The following is a 16,599-nucleotide window of genomic DNA, read 5'->3' as shown; positions in this document are numbered from 1 at the left end:
CAAAAACGAACAACGGGGACAGGGCATGATTCTTTCACTGAAGCAACGGTTTCTCATTTCTTCGGCCTTCCTGGTCCCGGCCGCCGCGGCGCAGGCCCAGACCGTCGGCATCGCCAACGATCAGGCCGCGCGCCTGTCGATCGACGTCGGGCCGGCGCAGACCGTCTGCGGCGACCGGATCGGCATCCTGGCGAACAATGGTCCCGTCGACGTGACCAACGCCGGGGCGATCTGCGGCAACGGCACCAGCGGCAGCAACGACAGCCCCGACGGCGGCATCGTCCTTCGCGCCGGTTCGTCGCACATCGTCAACAGCGGCACGATCGACGGAACGATGTTCGGCATCGCCACCGATGTCTATTACGACGCCGGAACCGACAGCTTCGAATCGAACGCCCCGCGGACCCGCGTCGAGAACAGCGGACAGATCACCGGCAGCCAGAACGACGGCATCCGCCTGTTCGGCGGCGGCAGCGTCATCAACAGCGGATCGATCCGGGGCCTGTCGGGATCGCTGACCGACGGCGTCTCGATGCTGGCGTCGGCCCTGACGCCGGGCGAAGCGGTCACCCTCGACAATGCGGCGGGCGGCACGATCGCGGGGGCGCGGTTCGGCGCGATCCTGACCGGCCCGTCCACCATCGACAATGCCGGCGCGATCAGCGGCGGCGAGGCGGCGATCGCGGTGCAGAGCGATCCGATCCTCGGCGGAACGGCAGCGATCCGCAACGGCGGCACGCTGACCGGCGGCGACGGCGTCACCTTCGGCGGCATCCTCGAACAGGCATCGCTCGACAATAGCGGCACCATCGCCGGTACGGCGCGCCATGGCATCGTCAACGACCAGCCGGGCGTGCTCGTCGTCGACAATCGCGACGGGGGCCAGATCACGGGCGCCCGGTCCGCGATTGTCGCGCGCTTTGGCGGCGTCACCGTCAACAACGACGGCGTCATTCGCGGCAACGGCGCCGATGCGGGCAATACCACGCCCGACGGCGGCGTCGTCCTGCTGGCAGGGACATCGTCGATCGTCAACAGCGGCACGATAAGCGGAGCGACCTTCGGCATCGTGACCGACGCCTATTACAACCCGGAAACCGACAGCTTCGAATCGAACGCCGGGGCCACGTCGATCCGCAACAGCGGCACCATCATCGGCGAAAACAACGACGGCATCCGGCTGATGGGGGGCGGCACCGTCGTCAACAGCGGCACGATCCGGGGGATGTCGGGATCGCTGACCGACGGCGTCTCGATGCTCGCTTCGGCCCTGCGGCCGGGCGAGATCGTCAGCCTCGACAATGCGGCCAGCGGCCTGATCACCGGCGACCGTTTCGGCGCCATCCTCTCCGGACCGTCCGCCATCGCCAACGCCGGCACGATCCGCGGTGGGTTGGCGGCCATCGCCGTCCAGAGCGACCCGATCCTCGGCGGATCGGCCGCGATCCGCAACAGCGGCACGCTGACCGGCGCCGACGGCGCCACCTTCGGCGGCATCCTCGAACAGGCGTCGCTTGAAAACAGCGGCGCCATCACCGGAACGGCAGGCTCCGGCATCGCCAACAACCAGTCGGGCGCGCTGACGATCGACAACCGGGCCGGGGGCACGATCGCCGGCGCGACGTCGGGCGTGCTGGCGCGGCTGGGGGCTGTCGATATCGCCAACGCCGGCACGATCCGCGGCAACGGCGCCGCGGCGTCCGACGCCGGCGTCTTCGTCTCGGCCGGCGAATCGCGCATCGTCAACGCGGGCGTCATTTCGGGCGCGGGCGGCGGCATCGTCGCGGGCGATTTCCGCGAGCCGGGCACGAACAACCTCATCACTTTCGCGGCGGCGACCGAGGTCTCGAACAGCGGCACCATAGCGGGCGAAAGCAACGACGGGCTTCGCCTGATGGGCGGCGGCCGCGTCACCAACAGCGGTACGATCAGCGGCACCGGCGCCAGCCTCGCCGACGGCATCTCGATCTTCCGCCACGATGCGCAGGCGCAGGCCGATTATGTCGCACAGGTCTCCAATGCCGCCGCCGGCACGATCATCGGCGAGCGGTTCGGCATCATCCTGTCGGGCGGCGGCACGATCGCCAACGCCGGCACCATCGACGGCACGGTCGGCGGCGTGCTGGTGCAGGGCGATGCGGGCGGGCCCGACGGCTTCACCGCGAGCATCGTCAACAGCGGCACGATCGCCAGCGCCGACGGCGCGGCGCTGACCAGCTACGTCCGGGCGACCGTCGAGAATAGCGGCACGCTGCGCGGCGGCGCAGGCGTCGCCATCGAACTCGGCGACTATGACGACGTGGTGACATTGCGCACGGGCAGCACGATCACCGGCGCGATCGAAGCGGGGGCGGGCACCGACACGCTCGCTCTCGAAGGCGACATATTGGAACTCACGACCGCGCAGATGCTCGGCGCGGCGCATGATTTCGAGATATTGAACGTCGACGCGGGCTATTGGTCGACCTCGGGGGCGGTCGGCGCCTTCGATACCGTGTCGATCGGCGCGGGCGCAGCGCTGCACATCAACGAAGCCGCCGGGGCGAACCCGATCGGTACCGCGTCGGTGGCGAACGCCGGGCGGCTCGTGCTCGATTTCGACGACGATGCCGCGCTGTCCGGCTTCGCGGACATCGCCATGACGGGAACGGGCGCGGTCGAGCTCGTCGGCGACGCCGTGCTCACGCTCGACACCGCCAACATGGCCCACAGCGGCGGTACGACGATCGCGAACGGCGGGCTCGTCCTGACCGGGCAGCTCGCCGGCGACGTCCGGACACAGGGCGACGGGGTCTTCACGCTCGGTGCGGGCGGCACCGAAGGAAGCTTTGCGGGCGGAATCGTCAACGACGGCCGCTTCGTCTTCGACCGCTCCGACAGCTATGATTTCCTCGGCGCCTTTTCGGGCAGCGGCATCCTCGACAAGCGCGGCGCCGGCACGCTGGCCTTCCTCGGCGATTACAGCTTTCAGGGCGTCACCAACATCTTCGGCGGTGCGGTCCGCATCGGCGGCGTCATCGCGCCGGAAACGCAGTTCGACCTCGGCGCCGGGGGGACGCTCGACATCACCGGCACGGATCAGGTGATCGGCGGCCTGTCGGGCGAGGATAATTCGCAGGTCGTCGTCGGCGCCAACCGGTTGACCGTCGATCAGGACGACAACAGCGCGTTCGGCGGGACGATTTCGGGGACCGGCGGCCTCGTCAAGACCGGCGCCGGGACGCTGAACCTGACCGGCGACAATGTCTACACCGGGCCGACGACGATCAACGGCGGCACGCTCGCGGTCAACGGTTCGATCGCCTCGCCGGTGACGATCAATGCGGGCGGCGTGCTCGGCGGCAACGGCACGGTCGGCTCGACCACCGCGGCCGCGGGGGGCATCATCGCGCCCGGCAACTCGATCGGGCGCCTGACGGTCGCCGGCGACCTCGCGTTCGCGGCCGGGTCGACCTATGAGGTCGAGGCCAATGCCGCGGGCGAGGCCGACCGGATCGACGCGACGGGCCGGGTCACGATCAGCGCCACGGCGAAGGTCGCGGTGCTGGCGGAGAGCGGCGATTACCGGCCGCGCACCGACTATGTCATCCTGACCGGCGCGGGCGGCGTCGAGGGACGCTTCGGATCGGTGACGTCGAACCTCGCCTTCCTCGATCCGCTGCTGCGCTACGGCCCCGACCGCGTGACCCTGTCGCTCTATCGCAACGACATCGGTTTCGCCGACGTCGCGCTGGGGTTCAACCAGACGGGCGTCGCCACGGCCATCGAATCGCTCGGTTTCGACAATCCGCTGTTCGAGGCGGTGCTCGTGCAGAGCGCGGCGACCGCCCAGGCGGCCTATACCGAGCTGTCGGGCGAGCTGCTTTCGGGCGCGGTCAGCGGGCTGACCGACGAGAGCCGCCATCTGCGCGGCGCCCTGCTCGGCCTTCCCGTCCCGGACGAAAGCGGCCTGTTCGTGTGGGGATCGGCCTTCGGCGGCTGGGGCGATTTCGATGCCCGCGGCGGCCAGCGCGCGATGGACACCGATCACAAGGGGCTGGTCGCCGGCGTCGGCATCGGCGGCAACGGCTTCGCGGCGGCGCTCTCCGCGGGCATCGGCAACTCCGATTTCCGGCAGGGCGGCCGCGGCGACCATGCGGACGTCGACAGCAAATATCTGGCGCTCCATGCCCGCTACGGCACCGGCGCGGGCTTCGGCGGCGCGCTCGGGGTCAGCTATGGCTGGCACGCCATCGACACCAGCCGCACCGTCACCGTCGCGCCGCTCGCCCAGACGCTGACCTCCGGCCGCGACGCCGACACGCTCCAGCTCTTCGGCGAAATGGGATATGATCTGGCGGCGGGCAGCGCCGCGATCACGCCCTTCGCGCGCCTCGCCCATGTCCGCATCCGCAGCGACGATTTCGCGGAGACGGGCGGCAGCGGCGCGCTCGCCGTCGCCGACGCGGGGCAGGACAGCAGCTTCCTCAGCCTCGGCGTCCGCGGGCGCCTCAACGCCGACGCGCCGGGCTTTCAGCCCTATGCGTCGCTGGCGTGGAACCGCGCGTTCGGCGACCGCGCCGCGCTGGCGAACGGCCGGTTCGTCGCGGGCGGACCATCGTTCGCGATCCGCGGCAGCGCGATCCCGAAGAATGCGGCGGAGGTCGAGGCCGGCTTCGACTATCGCGCGGGCGGCTTCCACATCGGCGCGGCCTACAGCGGCGCCCTCGCGTCGGGCCGCCAGAGCCACGGCGCGCGGATCACGGCGCGGGTCGCCTTCTGACGGGGGTGGCCGCGCGGCGGCTTACCGCAGCGCCCGGATCTCGTCGTCGCGGCCGGTCATTTCCCAGCGGATGAGCGAGATCGGGATCGACCCGGCGGCGCGGAAACGGTCGTGGAAGGATTTGATGTCGAACCTGTCGCCTTCCTGCATCGCGACGTCGGCGAGCAGTTTCTCGAGCTCGACCTTCCCCATGTAATAGCCGATGCCATAGCCGGGCTGGCGCAGATAAAGCTCGATATCGAACTGCGCCACCGCGTCGCCGGGCTCCATCCACTTCGGCGTGCGCGCGATCAGCGAGGCGTTGGCCTGCTTCCAGGTCCATTCGTTCGCCTGCATCTTCAGCTCGGGCAGGATGCGCGCGGCGCGCTTCGCGCCCAGGATATAGTCGATCTCGCGCGTCTTGGGCCGGTCCTCGAGCAGCCCGGCCTGCAGGATCATCTCTTCCAGGTAAAAGGCCCAGCCCTCGTTGCGCAGGCCGTTGACGAAGAACAGGCGCGGCTTGCCGCGGATCGGCCGCGTGTCGCGCGCCGCCTGCAGCGCGTCGAAGGCGTGGCCGGGCAGGTTGTGCGCGCGCAGCGGGCGCCCGTCGCGGAACTCCGCCTGGAAGAAGAAATGGAGATGCAGCGGCGGATCGAACAGCCCCGGCTTGGCCGGGTCCTTCTCGAACGGGAACTGATACGGCCCCTCCTCGGGATCGTGCTGCACATAATCGGGGATCGTCACCCAGTCGCCGTCGCGCAGGAATTTCAGCAGATCCTCGTCCTCGGCCTTGCGCTTGGCGTCGAATTCGGCGCGCGTCTGCACCGGCTCGGGCATCGCGATGTGGCGGTTGCGATGCTCCTCGATCTTCAGGAAGGCCACCTGCCGCTGATATTCGCGCTCGCCGATCACGGCGATGTCCTCGGGCGTATAGGGCAGCAGCAGGACGTTCTTCAGATACCAGGCATAATTGTCCCGGCCGACGCCGCCGTGCGCCGGAAGCCCCGCCTCGATGCTTTCGAGCCACGCCTTGAACTCCGCGGCGGCGGCCTGCGCCCGCTTCGCCGGTGCGACCAGCGCGGGCTGCACCTGCGCCGCCCGCGCCGCGAGTTCGCCATAGACGTTCATCTCGACCTGCTTCTGCGCGATTCCCAGCCGGGCGAGGTCGCCGCGCGGCTCGGTCAGGTTGACGCGCGCCTGGCGCAACGCTTCGGGCACGGCGTTCAGCCGCGCCGTGAACTCGGCCAGCTTGTCCTTGGGCAGCGGCAGTTTCGGGATCGCGATCGCGCCGTGCATCTTCGGCCCGAAGCCGAGGTTGGTGGTGCTGTAGAAAGCGGGGTCGCGCTTCCACGGCTGAACGACGCGGTGCTGGAATTCCAGCCCGCGCATTTCCGCGAGCACGACCATGTAATCGACGCGCTCGGACACCGGCCAGCCGCTGTCGTCGATCGCCGCGAGCCGGGCCTGGAACCGCTTCAGCTCCTCATATTGCTTCGCCATCGCCGGCGGCGAATAATCGGGGACGCCCTTCACCATCGGCGGCGGCACGAAGGCGCGGAACGCGTCGTAGAGCGCGACGAGCGCCCCATGGTCCGGGCGCGCGGCCTGTTCCTGCGCGGCGAGCGGCGCCGCCGCGGCAAGCGACAGCAGCGGCATCGCGGTCAGCGCGGCGGCGAGGTGGAGCGTCTTTCTCATGGCATTTCCCTTTCGTCCTTCCGTCGCGGCGCGCACGGCCGGGCTACAGCGTGTTGAAGAAGCGGGTGAGCCGGTCCATCGCCTCGCTTACGCGCGCCTCCGATTCCGATCCGAAACAGATGCGCAGGTGGCCTTCGCCGCTCGGTCCGTAAAAGCTGCCCGATTCGACGACGACATGCGCCTCCTGCAGGATCGCCATCGCCAGCTCCTGCGAACCGCGCCCGGTGCCGCTGATGTCGGGAAAGGCATAGATGGTGCCTTCGGGCTCGGCGCAGGTCACGCCCGGCATCTGGTTGAGCGCCTGGACGACGATGTCGCGCTTGCGCCGGTCGGCCTCGACCAGCGCGTGCATCGCGTCCTGCGGCCCCTCGACGGCGGCGCGCGCGCCCTCCTGGACGAAGACGTTGACATGCGTCACGTCGGTCATGGTGATGCGCAGGATCGCGGGCATCAGGCGGGCATCGGCGGTCAGATAGCCGACCCGCCAGCCGTCCATCGAATAGGCCTTGGTGAAGGCGAAGCAGGTGATGGTGCGCTCGCGCATCCCCGGCAGGCTCGCGATGCTGACATGCGGCGCCTGGCCATAGGTGATATATTCATAGACCTCGTCCGACAGCACGAGCAGGTCGTGCGCGATCGCCAGGTCGGCGACCGCCTGAAGCTCGGCGCGGCTATAGACGCGGCCGGTCGGGTTGGCGGGGTTGATCAGCACGATCATCCGGGTCCTGTCGGTGATCTTCGCCGCGATCTTCTCCTTCGAGATCGCGAAATTGTCGGCCTTGTCGAGCTCGGCGATCACTACCTTGCCGCCGGCGAGTTCGGCCTTGCCGACATGCTGCGGATAATAGGGATCGAGCAGGATGACCTCGTCGCCCGGGTCGAGCGCCGCCATGAACGCGGCGAACGACGCATGCGTCAGCCCGTTCGTCACCAGCACCTCGTCGACGCCGTAATCGAGGCCGTTGAAGCTGCGCAGCTTTTCGACCAGCGCCTGCCGGAACGACAGCGTGCCGCGGAAATCGCCATAGTGGACGATGCCCGCGTCGAGCGCCGCCTTCGCCGCTTCCTTGATATGCACCGGCGTGTCGGCGTGCGGCCGTCCGAATTCGAGGTGGATCAGGTCGGCGCCCTGCGCATCGAGCTTCGCCGCCTCGTCATACATGCCGAAGCTTTTCTTCGATCCCGTCGTCAGACGCTGTGCCGGCCACTTCATCATCATGCCTCCAATGCTGTCCATACACGTGAATAATTGCATGATATATGATATTTCAAGCTTAAAATTTTAGGCTTGAAGCTTTTCCGGCATGGGCTTAGGAATCGCCGCATCGTCAACGGTAGGGAGTCGTTCGCAGTGAAGATCGCATGCGTGGGCGGCGGCCCGGCCGGCCTCTATTTCGCCATCTCGATGAAGCTGCGCGACCCCGCGCACCAGGTCGACGTGTTCGAGCGCAACCGCGCCGACGACACCTTCGGCTGGGGCGTGGTCTTTTCCGACCAGACGGTCGAGAATCTGATGGCGAACGATCCCGTCAGCGGGGCGACGATCCGCGACGAATTCGCGCATTGGGACGACATCGACGTCCATATCCACGGCGAATGCATCCGGTCGACCGGGCACGGCTTCATCGGCATCGGCCGCAAGCGGCTGCTCCGCATCCTGCAGGACCGCGCCCGCGAACTGGGCGTCCGTTTCCATTTCGAAACCGAGATGGGGCCCGATCTCGCCGACTGGGTCGATTACGACCTCGTCATCGCCGCCGATGGCGCCAACAGCCGCATCCGCGACGCCTATGCCGAGCATTTCGACGTCGACATCCAGACCCGCCGCAACCGCTATATCTGGCTCGGCACGCACAAGACGTTCGACGCCTTCACCTTCGCCTTCGAGCAGCTCGAAGAAGGCTGGGTGTGGGCGCATGCCTATCGCTTCGACGACAATCTCTCGACCTTTATTGTCGAGATGGCGCCCGAAACGTGGGAAAAGCTGGGCCTCGACCGGCAAGGCCCCGACGAGGCGATCGCGTGGAGCGAGCGCGTGTTCGCCAAATATCTCGACGGCAACAAGCTGATGTCGAACGCGTCGCATCTGCGCGGCTCGGCCGCGTGGCTCAACTTCCGGCGCATCATCACCGGCCAATGGTCGCACGACAAGTTCGTCCTGCTCGGCGACGCGGCGCACACCGCGCATTTCTCGATCGGATCGGGAACCAAGCTGGCGCTCGAGGACGCGATCAAGCTTGCCGAGGTGCTCAACCGCCCGGGTCTCGCCCGCGCCCAGGCGCTGGAGGAATATCAGGCCGAACGCAGCATCGAGGTGCTGAAGCTGCAGAACAGCGCGCGCAACTCGACCGAATGGTTCGAGACGCTCGACCGCTACCTGCCCTTCCAGCCGATCCAGTTCGCTTACTCGCTGCTCACCCGCTCGCAGCGCGTCAGCCACGAAAATCTGCGCCTGCGCGACAAGCGCTGGCTCGAAAGCGTCGAACGCTGGTTCCAGGCGCAGGCGCCCGGCGGCCGCGACGCCGGCGCGCCGCCGATGTTCGCCCCCTACAAGCTGCGCGACATGCAACTCGAAAATCGCATCGTCGTGTCGCCGATGGCGATGTATTCGGCGGTCGACGGCACGCCGGGCGATTTCCATTTCGTCCACTATGGCGTTCGCGCGCAGGGCGGCGCGGGGCTGGTCTATACCGAGATGACCTGCGTCTCGCCCGAGGCGCGGATCACCCCGGGCTGCCCCGGCATGTACACGCCCGAACACGCCGCCGCGTGGCGCCGCATCACCGAGTTCGTCCACCGCGACAGCAAGGCGAAGCTATGCCTCCAGCTCGGCCATTCGGGCGCCAAGGGATCGACGAAGATCGGCTGGGAAGGGATGGACGAGCCGCTCGACGAGGGCAACTGGCCGCTGATCGCCGCGTCCGACGTGCCGTGGAGCGGATCGAACCAGACGCCCCGTCCGATGACGCGCGCCGACATGGACATGGTGCGCGACCAGTTCGTCGCGGCGACGCGCATGGCGATCTACGCCGGCTTCGACATGGTCGAGATGCACGCCGCGCACGGCTATCTCCTGTCGAGCTTCATCACGCCGCTCCAGAACCGGCGCACCGACGAATATGGCGGCAGCCTCGAAAACCGGCTGCGCTTCCCGCTCGAGGTCTTCGCCGCGATGCGCGAGGCGTGGCCCGCCGAACGGCCGATGTCGGTCCGCATCTCCGCCACCGACTGGATGGGCGATGCCGGGGTGACGCCCGACGAGGCAGTGCTGATCGCCGAGGCATTTCGCGCCGCGGGCGCCGACCTGATCGACGTGTCCGCCGGCCAGACCTGGGCCGATTGCAAGCCCGTTTATGGCCGCATGTTCCAGACTCCCTTCGCCGACCAGGTCCGCAACGAGGCGCGCGTGTCGACGATGGCGGTCGGCAACATCTTCGAACCCGACCATGTCAATTCGATCCTCGCCGCCGGCCGCGCCGACCTCGTCGCGCTCGGGCGCCCGCACATGATCGATCCGATGTGGACGCTGCGCGCCGCGGCGCAGCACGACTATCGCGGCGCCGCGGTGCCCTCCCCCTATCTGAACGGGATGAGCCAGCTCGCGCGCAACATGAAGCGTGCGGCCGAACAGGAAGCCGCCCTGCGGGGCTGAGGCGGGAGGAGTCCCAATGCGTTTGCAGGACGTGCATGCCGTCATCACCGGGGGCGGATCGGGAATCGGTGCCGCCATCGCACGGGCGCTCGCGGCCGAAGGTGCGCGGCTGACGCTGATCGGGCGCAGGCGCGACGCCCTCGAAGCGACGGCGGCCTCGCTGCCTCACGCGCATGTCGCCCCCGCCGACGTCGCCGATCGCGCGGCGGTGGAGGCGGCGTTCGATAGCGCGCGCAGCGCCCATGGACCGATTTCCATTCTCGTCAACAACGCCGGGATCGCGCCGAGCGCGCCATTCGCCCGCGTCACGGCCGAAGCATGGCGCGGCGCGATGGCGATCAATCTCGACGCCCTCTTTCATTGCTGCCAGGCGGCGCTGCCCGACCTGCTGGCGGCGCCCGCCGGACGCATCGTCACCGTCGCATCGACCGCGGGGGTGAAGGGCTATGCCTATACCGCGCCCTATGTCGCGTCGAAGCATGGCGCGATCGGGCTGATGCGCGCGCTCGCGACCGAATATGCCGCGACGCCGCTGACCGCCAACGCCGTCTGCCCCGGCTTTACCGACACCGACATCGTCGGGCGGGCTGTCGCCAATATCCGGGCGAAGACCGGCCGCAGCGAAACCGAGGCGCTGGCCGAACTGACGCGCTTCAACCCGCAGCGGCGGCTCATCGACCCCGTTGAGGTCGCGGAGGCGGTGCTGTGGCTCTGCCTGCCCGCCAGCCGGTCGGTGACCGGGCAGGCGGTGATGGTCGCGGGCGGAGAGGTGATGTGACCGCCCCCGCCGCGATCCGCGAAAAGCACGACGGCGCGATGGGCGCGCACGGCAACGTCCGCCTCTGGCTGCGGCTGCTCACCTGCGCGACGGTGATCGAAAAGCGCATCAAGCGCCGTTTCGCCGACCGGTTCGGCGTCACCCTGCCGCGTTTCGATGTCATGGCCGCGCTCGACCGCCACCCCGAAGGCATGACGATGGGGCAGTTGTCGCAGGCGCTGCTGGTTTCGAACGGCAATGTCACCGGCGTCGTCCAGACGCTCGCCCGCGACCGCTATGTCAGCATCGCCCCGTCGCCGACCGACGGCCGCGCGTCGATCGTCCGCCTGACGCAGCAGGGGCGCGAATGCTTCGCCGGTCTCGCCGACGCGCACCACGACTGGATCGACGCGATGCTCGCGGGGCTCAGCCGCGACCAGCGCACGGCGCTCTATGATCTGCTCGGCGCGCTCAAGCACTCGCTGGCCGCCGACACTGGAAAGGAAGACGCATGAATCCCGAAAGCTTTTCGCCCCAACATTTCGGCTGGCGGTTCGACGCCGGCGTCGCCACGGTCACGCTCAACCGCCCCGACCGCAAGAACCCGTTGACCTTCGAAAGCTACGCGGAACTGCGCGACACCTTCCGCGCGCTCGTCTACGCGCCCGCGGTCAAGGCGGTGGTCGTCATCGGCGCCGGCGGCAATTTCTCGTCGGGCGGCGACGTGCACGAAATCATCGGGCCGCTGACTGAAATGCGGATGCCCGAACTGCTCAATTTCACGCGCATGACAGGCGATCTCGTCAAGGCGATGCGCGCATGCCCGCAACCGATCATTGCCGCGATTGACGGCATCTGCGTCGGTGCCGGCGCGATCATGGCGATGGCGTCGGACATGCGCATCGCGACCCCGGCGGCAAAGACCGCCTTCCTGTTCACGCGCGTCGGCCTCGCCGGGTGCGACATGGGCGCCTGCGCGATCCTGCCGCGCATCATCGGCCAGGGCCGCGCGTCGGACCTGCTCTACACCGGCCGGATGATGGGTGCCGAGGAAGGCGAACGCTGGGGCTTCCACAACCGTCTCGTCGAACCCGACGCGCTGCTCGACGAGGCGCTCGGCCTCGCCCGCTCGCTCGCCAGCGGCCCCACCTTCGCGCACGGCATCACCAAGACGCAGCTCAACACCGAATGGGCGGTCTCGGTCGAGACCGCGATCGAGATGGAGGCGCAGGCGCAGGCGATCTGCATGGCGACCAACGATTTCCGCCGCGCCTTCGAGGCGTTCGCGGACAAGCGCAGCCCCGAATTCGCGGGCGACTGATGGCCGACCGCAGCTTCCTCGACTGGCCGTTCCTCGACGACGGCCACCGCCGCCTCGGCCGCGAGCTCGACGACTGGTGCGCGGCGAACGTCGCGCACGCCCATTCGGAAGATGTCGACGGCGAATGCCGCGCGCTGGTCCGAGCGCTCGGCGACGCCGGCTGGCTGCGCTACTGCGTCCCCACCGCCTATGGCGGGATGCACGACACGCTCGACATCCGCTCGCTCGCGCTGATCCGCGAAACGCTGGCGCGCCATTCGGGCCTCGCCGACTTCGCCTTCGCGATGCAGGGGCTCGGGTCGGGCACGATCAGCCTGTTCGGGACCGAGGCGCAGAAGCGCGCCTATCTGCCCGACGTCGCGGCGGGGCGGAAGATTGCGGCCTTCGCGCTCACCGAGCCCGCCTCAGGCTCCGATGTCGCGTCGATGGAGACAACCGCGACCCGCACCGGCGACGGCTATCGCGTCGACGGCGCCAAGACCTATATCTCGAACGGCGGCATCGCTGACTATTATGTCCTGTTCGCCCGCACCGGCGAGGCGCCCGGCGCAAAGGGCGTGTCGGCCTTCATCGTCGATGCCGATACCCCCGGCCTCGCGGTGACCGAGCGCATCGCCGTCATCGCGCCGCATCCGCTCGCCACCCTGACCTTTACCGGCATGGCACTGCCCGAAACCGCGCTGCTCGGCGAATCGGGGCGCGGCTTCGCCGCCGCGATGGCGACGCTCGACATCTTCCGCACCACCGTCGGCGCCGCCGCGCTCGGCTTCGCGCGCCGCGCGCTCGACGAGGCGACCGCGCGCGCGCGGGTCCGCAAGCTGGGCGCAGGCACGCTCGCCGACAATGCGGTGACGCAGGCGAAGCTCGCCGAAATGGTGCTCGACGTCGACACCTCAGCGCTACTCATCTACCGCGCCGGCTGGCTCCGCGACGTGCGCGGCGAGCGCAACACGCGCGAGGCGGCGCTCGCCAAGCTGCACGCGACCGACAGCGCGCAGCAGGTGATCGACAAGGCGGTGCAGATGTTCGGTGGCCTCGGTGTCACCGTCGGCACGCCGGTCGAGGCGCTCTATCGCGAGGTGCGGGCGCTGCGCATCTACGAGGGCGCGTCGGAGGTGCAGAAGGTCGTGATCGCGCGCCAGCATCTCGCCCAGAGCGCGCCCTGATGTTCCACACCAGCCTGCCGCTGCGCTTCGCGCACTGCGACCCCGCGGGCATCGCTTTCTATCCGCGCTATTTTGAGCTGTGCGATGCGGCGATCGAGGACTGGACCGCAGCGGTGCTGGGGATCGACCGCCGCACGCTGCATCTCGACATGGGGCTCGGCCTGCCGACGGTCAGCCTGCACGCCGAATTCGCGACGCCGAGCCGCCTCGGCGACCGGCTCGATTTCACCGTCGCGGTCACGCGGGCGGGTCGCAGTTCGGTCGATCTGGCCGTCGCCATCGCCTGCGCGGGCCAGCCCCGCTTCTCCGTCCGCTACACCCAGGTGCTCATCGATCTGGCGCAGGGCCGCTCGCGCCCCTGGCCGCCAGAGCTTCTCGACCGTCTGAACAAGGAAATATCATGACCGCTCATCAAACATTGCTCCCCCCCGGCTGGAAACGACCGCGCGGCTACGCCAACGGCGTCGCGGCGACCGGCCGCATGGTCTTCACCGCCGGCGTGGTCGGCTGGGATGACGAGGAGCGCTTCGTCAGCCCCGACCTCGCGGGCCAGTTCCGCCAGGTCCTGGTCAACACGCTGGCGATCCTCGCAGAGGCTGGCGCGGGCCCCGAGCATATCGTGCGCATGACCTGGTATGTGACGAGCCGCGACGAATATCTCGCCAGCCTGCCCGCGATCGGCGAAGCCTATCGCGATCTGATCGGCCGCAACTTCCCCGCGATGGCGGTGGCCGAGGTCGTGGCGCTGGTCGAGGCCGAGGCGAAGATCGAGATCGAAACGATCGCGGTCGTCCCCGAAGTGTGAATCGAGCCCCTCCCCCTTCTGGGGAGGGCTGAATGGGACGCTATTTCACCAGCAGGATACGGCTCGCCGGGGGCGCGGTCCACTCGAAGCCGCGCGCGATCACCACGCCATTGTCTTCGAGCGGGATCTTGATCTTGCGCCCGCCCCATTCGGGAACGGGGGTATAGAGAAACAGTTCGATTGACAGGAAATTGCCGGGCCGCAAGGCATAGGTCATGCGCAGCGGGTTGAAATCCGCCATCGACGGCCCCGATCCATGCCCCCAGTCGCCGACCGAATGGCTGCCGATCACCACGTCCGAATATTTCGGGTCGGGACTCGGATCGTCGTAGCGGCCGAGCGCAAGCCCCGGCGTCTGCGCGACGCGGCGGTTGACCGCCGCCAGCGCCTCGCCCGCGGTCACGCCCGGGCGGATCGCGTCGAGGATCATCCGCCGTATCTCCATCGCCTTGTCGAAGGCGCGCTGCACGCCCGGCGGCGGCGCATTCTCGCCGGGCTTCAACACATAGGCCATGCGCTTCATGTCGGTATAGGCGAGCAGATAGTTGACGCCCCAGTCCATGGTGATGAGGTCGCCCGGTTGGATCACATGATCGCCCGACGTCGGCCCGCGTTCGCCCGGCCCCAGCACATAGATGCTGGGCAGGCCGAAGCTATTGCCCAGCCCCTGCCGGTGCAATTCCTCCATCATCCACCAGGCGACATCGCCGGTCGTCGTGTGGCCCGGCCGGATCACCTCGTTCGATAGCGCCCGTTCGGCGATGGTCCGCGAATATTCGCCGGCGCGCGCAAAGGCCGCGATCTCGGTGGCGCTGTGCCGCGAGCGGAAATCGGAAACGAGCTTTTCGGCGGAGACCAGCCGCGCCGCCAGATCGGGACCCAGCGCCGCGCGAAGCGCCTCGTAAAGCGAACGGCTGAGCCCGTCGGCGGTGCCGATCTCGGTCGCGACGTTGATGCCGATGCGCGCGGGCGCCCGCGCCTCGACAAAGGCGCGCAGGTCCGACGGCGGCCCCTTGATATCATAGAGCGGACACTGTTCGAAGGCCGCGCCGCCGATGCCCAGCGCCGCCCGCTCGATCCGCCCGCCGCCGCGGTCGGTGAAGATATAATAGCCGATGTCGCCGACATAGCCGCCGCCCAGCATCGCCGCATTGGGATCGTCATGCCCCTCGCGCGACGCGACGATCCACATGTCGATGCCGTTCTCGCGCATCGCCTCCGGCAGGATCAGGTCGAGCTTGTCCTTGCGGATCTGGCATAGCTGGTCCCAGCGCTGTTTCGCTTCCTGCGCCGGGGCGGGAACCGCGATCACCGCCGACAGCATCGTCAGCATTCCCATCGTCCGCACCAGCCGATTCGCCCGCATCGCCACCCTCCTCCTGTATTGCGTGCCGTCCCGCGGAAGCGGCCGGTCGGCTCAGCGCGACTTATATATTCATATTCACGCGATTAGTGTCAATTTATCCACCACGGAAAGGACCACGTGATGCCGTGGCGGGCGTCACTAACCACTATGGGGAAAAAGAACGGCAGTCGTAACGGCAAGGGAGGAGATCGAGGGCCGTCTCGCAATCCTTCCCGGCACCGGCGCGAGCACCCGGCAGACGATTTCGGAACCGCCCCCTCATAACCAAGTGCAAATACATATGTTTTCGGCTAATTCGAGCGCCATGAGCGTTTCGCCATGACGGAACGGCTTGATCCTACAGGGCATTTGGGGAACACATGAACGCAAGGTCGACGAGGAAATCGACGGACAAATTGGGGGGCGAAATGGAAAATCGTGGTGATTACGACCCGAGCAGTCCGACATTTCGCCTGGAGAATTCGCCATTCTATCTGATGGCGCACGCCGATTTCAAATATCATGAGGACATGGACAAGGTGCTGCACAAGCACGGCGTGTCCAAGCCCGTCTATCGCGTCATGACGGTGCTGCGTGAGCGTCAGCCCGCTAGCATCGGCGCGATCGCGGAAGCCGCCCTGACCAAGCGGTCGACGATCAGCCGGATCATCGACCGGATGATCGAACAGGGGCTCGTGACGACCGAGCCCAATCCCGAGGATAACCGCGTCACCGAAGTCACGCTGACGCCCGCGGGCCAGCAGACGCTGCGCAAGCTGACCCCGATCGTCGGACGCCAGTTCACGCGCGCGATGGACGGCATCAGCAACCGCGACCTCGCCCACCTGCTGCGCACGCTTCAGAAGATCAGCGCCAACCTCAGCAAACTGCCAATCGAATAGCGCCGCGTGGGCGGACGATGACATCGTACGGACGCGCCACCCGCAAGCGGCAAGAACCTGTTCCCCGGCGAAAGCCCGGGTCCAGGGCACAGTACTGTCCTGCGTGAACCCCGGCTTTCGCCGGGAATGGTTCCTTGTCGAAAAGGGATAATTCCCGACTTGAGCAGCGGAAGCGCGAAAAACCGCCATTTGCAGGTCGCCAGAGCGGAATGTCG

General features: G+C 68.0%; 12 protein-coding genes. 9 read left to right on the top strand and 3 right to left on the bottom strand.

The genetic code is table 11. The features are described from left to right. Positions 1–25: 25 nt before the first annotated feature. Positions 26–4,762, top strand: coding sequence for an autotransporter domain-containing protein (locus C3E99_RS00540; RefSeq protein WP_104959286.1), 4,737 nt, complete (start codon positions 26–28; stop codon positions 4,760–4,762). Between the two features lie 21 nt (positions 4,763–4,783). Here the strand turns inward: C3E99_RS00540 and C3E99_RS00535 are convergent, their stop codons facing one another. Next, a complete protein-coding gene (locus tag C3E99_RS00535; protein ID WP_104959285.1) occupies positions 4,784–6,436 on the bottom strand; it encodes a DUF885 family protein in 1,653 nt (550 codons plus the stop codon). 43 nt (positions 6,437–6,479) lie between these two features. Further along, positions 6,480–7,655 (bottom strand): pyridoxal phosphate-dependent aminotransferase, encoded by a 1,176-nt coding sequence (locus C3E99_RS00530; RefSeq protein ID WP_234002545.1) that lies wholly within the window; start codon positions 7,653–7,655, stop codon positions 6,480–6,482. A gap of 132 nt (positions 7,656–7,787) precedes the next feature. On the opposite strand from C3E99_RS00530, the gene C3E99_RS00525 reads away from it, so the two are divergent. Genes C3E99_RS00525 through C3E99_RS00495 form a run of 7 tightly spaced genes read left to right on the top strand, consistent with a single transcriptional unit; the run spans position 7,788 to position 14,137 of the window. Further along, a complete protein-coding gene (locus tag C3E99_RS00525; RefSeq protein WP_076073700.1) occupies positions 7,788–10,088 on the top strand; it encodes a bifunctional salicylyl-CoA 5-hydroxylase/oxidoreductase in 2,301 nt (766 codons plus the stop codon). 16 nt (positions 10,089–10,104) lie between these two features. After that, a complete protein-coding gene (locus tag C3E99_RS00520; RefSeq protein WP_076073697.1) occupies positions 10,105–10,866 on the top strand; it encodes an SDR family NAD(P)-dependent oxidoreductase in 762 nt (253 codons plus the stop codon). Further along, entirely contained in the window at positions 10,863–11,360 is a 498-nt protein-coding gene (locus C3E99_RS00515; RefSeq protein ID WP_234002544.1) for a MarR family winged helix-turn-helix transcriptional regulator, read from the top strand. Before C3E99_RS00520 ends, C3E99_RS00515 begins: the two co-directional genes overlap by 4 nt. Continuing rightward, positions 11,357–12,166 carry an enoyl-CoA hydratase family protein gene (locus C3E99_RS00510; protein WP_076073694.1) on the top strand — a complete coding sequence of 270 codons (810 nt, stop codon included), beginning with the start codon at positions 11,357–11,359 and terminating at the stop codon, positions 12,164–12,166. Before C3E99_RS00515 ends, C3E99_RS00510 begins: the two co-directional genes overlap by 4 nt. Beyond that, positions 12,166–13,332 carry an acyl-CoA dehydrogenase family protein gene (locus C3E99_RS00505; RefSeq protein ID WP_076073692.1) on the top strand — a complete coding sequence of 389 codons (1,167 nt, stop codon included), beginning with the start codon at positions 12,166–12,168 and terminating at the stop codon, positions 13,330–13,332. Before C3E99_RS00510 ends, C3E99_RS00505 begins: the two co-directional genes overlap by 1 nt. Beyond that, a complete protein-coding gene (locus C3E99_RS00500; RefSeq protein ID WP_076073689.1) occupies positions 13,332–13,736 on the top strand; it encodes an acyl-CoA thioesterase in 405 nt (134 codons plus the stop codon). Before C3E99_RS00505 ends, C3E99_RS00500 begins: the two co-directional genes overlap by 1 nt. Beyond that, positions 13,733–14,137, top strand: coding sequence for a RidA family protein (locus C3E99_RS00495; RefSeq protein ID WP_076073687.1), 405 nt, complete (start codon positions 13,733–13,735; stop codon positions 14,135–14,137). Before C3E99_RS00500 ends, C3E99_RS00495 begins: the two co-directional genes overlap by 4 nt. Before the next feature lie 40 nt (positions 14,138–14,177). Here the strand turns inward: C3E99_RS00495 and C3E99_RS00490 are convergent, their stop codons facing one another. Continuing rightward, positions 14,178–15,503, bottom strand: coding sequence for a M24 family metallopeptidase (locus C3E99_RS00490; protein ID WP_199775048.1), 1,326 nt, complete (start codon positions 15,501–15,503; stop codon positions 14,178–14,180). A gap of 407 nt (positions 15,504–15,910) precedes the next feature. On the opposite strand from C3E99_RS00490, the gene C3E99_RS00485 reads away from it, so the two are divergent. Continuing rightward, positions 15,911–16,384, top strand: a complete 474-nt coding sequence (locus C3E99_RS00485; RefSeq protein ID WP_067105366.1) for a MarR family winged helix-turn-helix transcriptional regulator — start codon at positions 15,911–15,913, stop codon at positions 16,382–16,384. The last annotated feature ends 215 nt before the right edge of the window (positions 16,385–16,599 follow it).

The organism is Sphingopyxis sp. MG (assembly GCF_002953155.1).
GTDB lineage: Bacteria > Pseudomonadota > Alphaproteobacteria > Sphingomonadales > Sphingomonadaceae > Sphingopyxis > Sphingopyxis granuli.
This window is presented reverse-complemented; position numbering and strand designations above follow the sequence as displayed.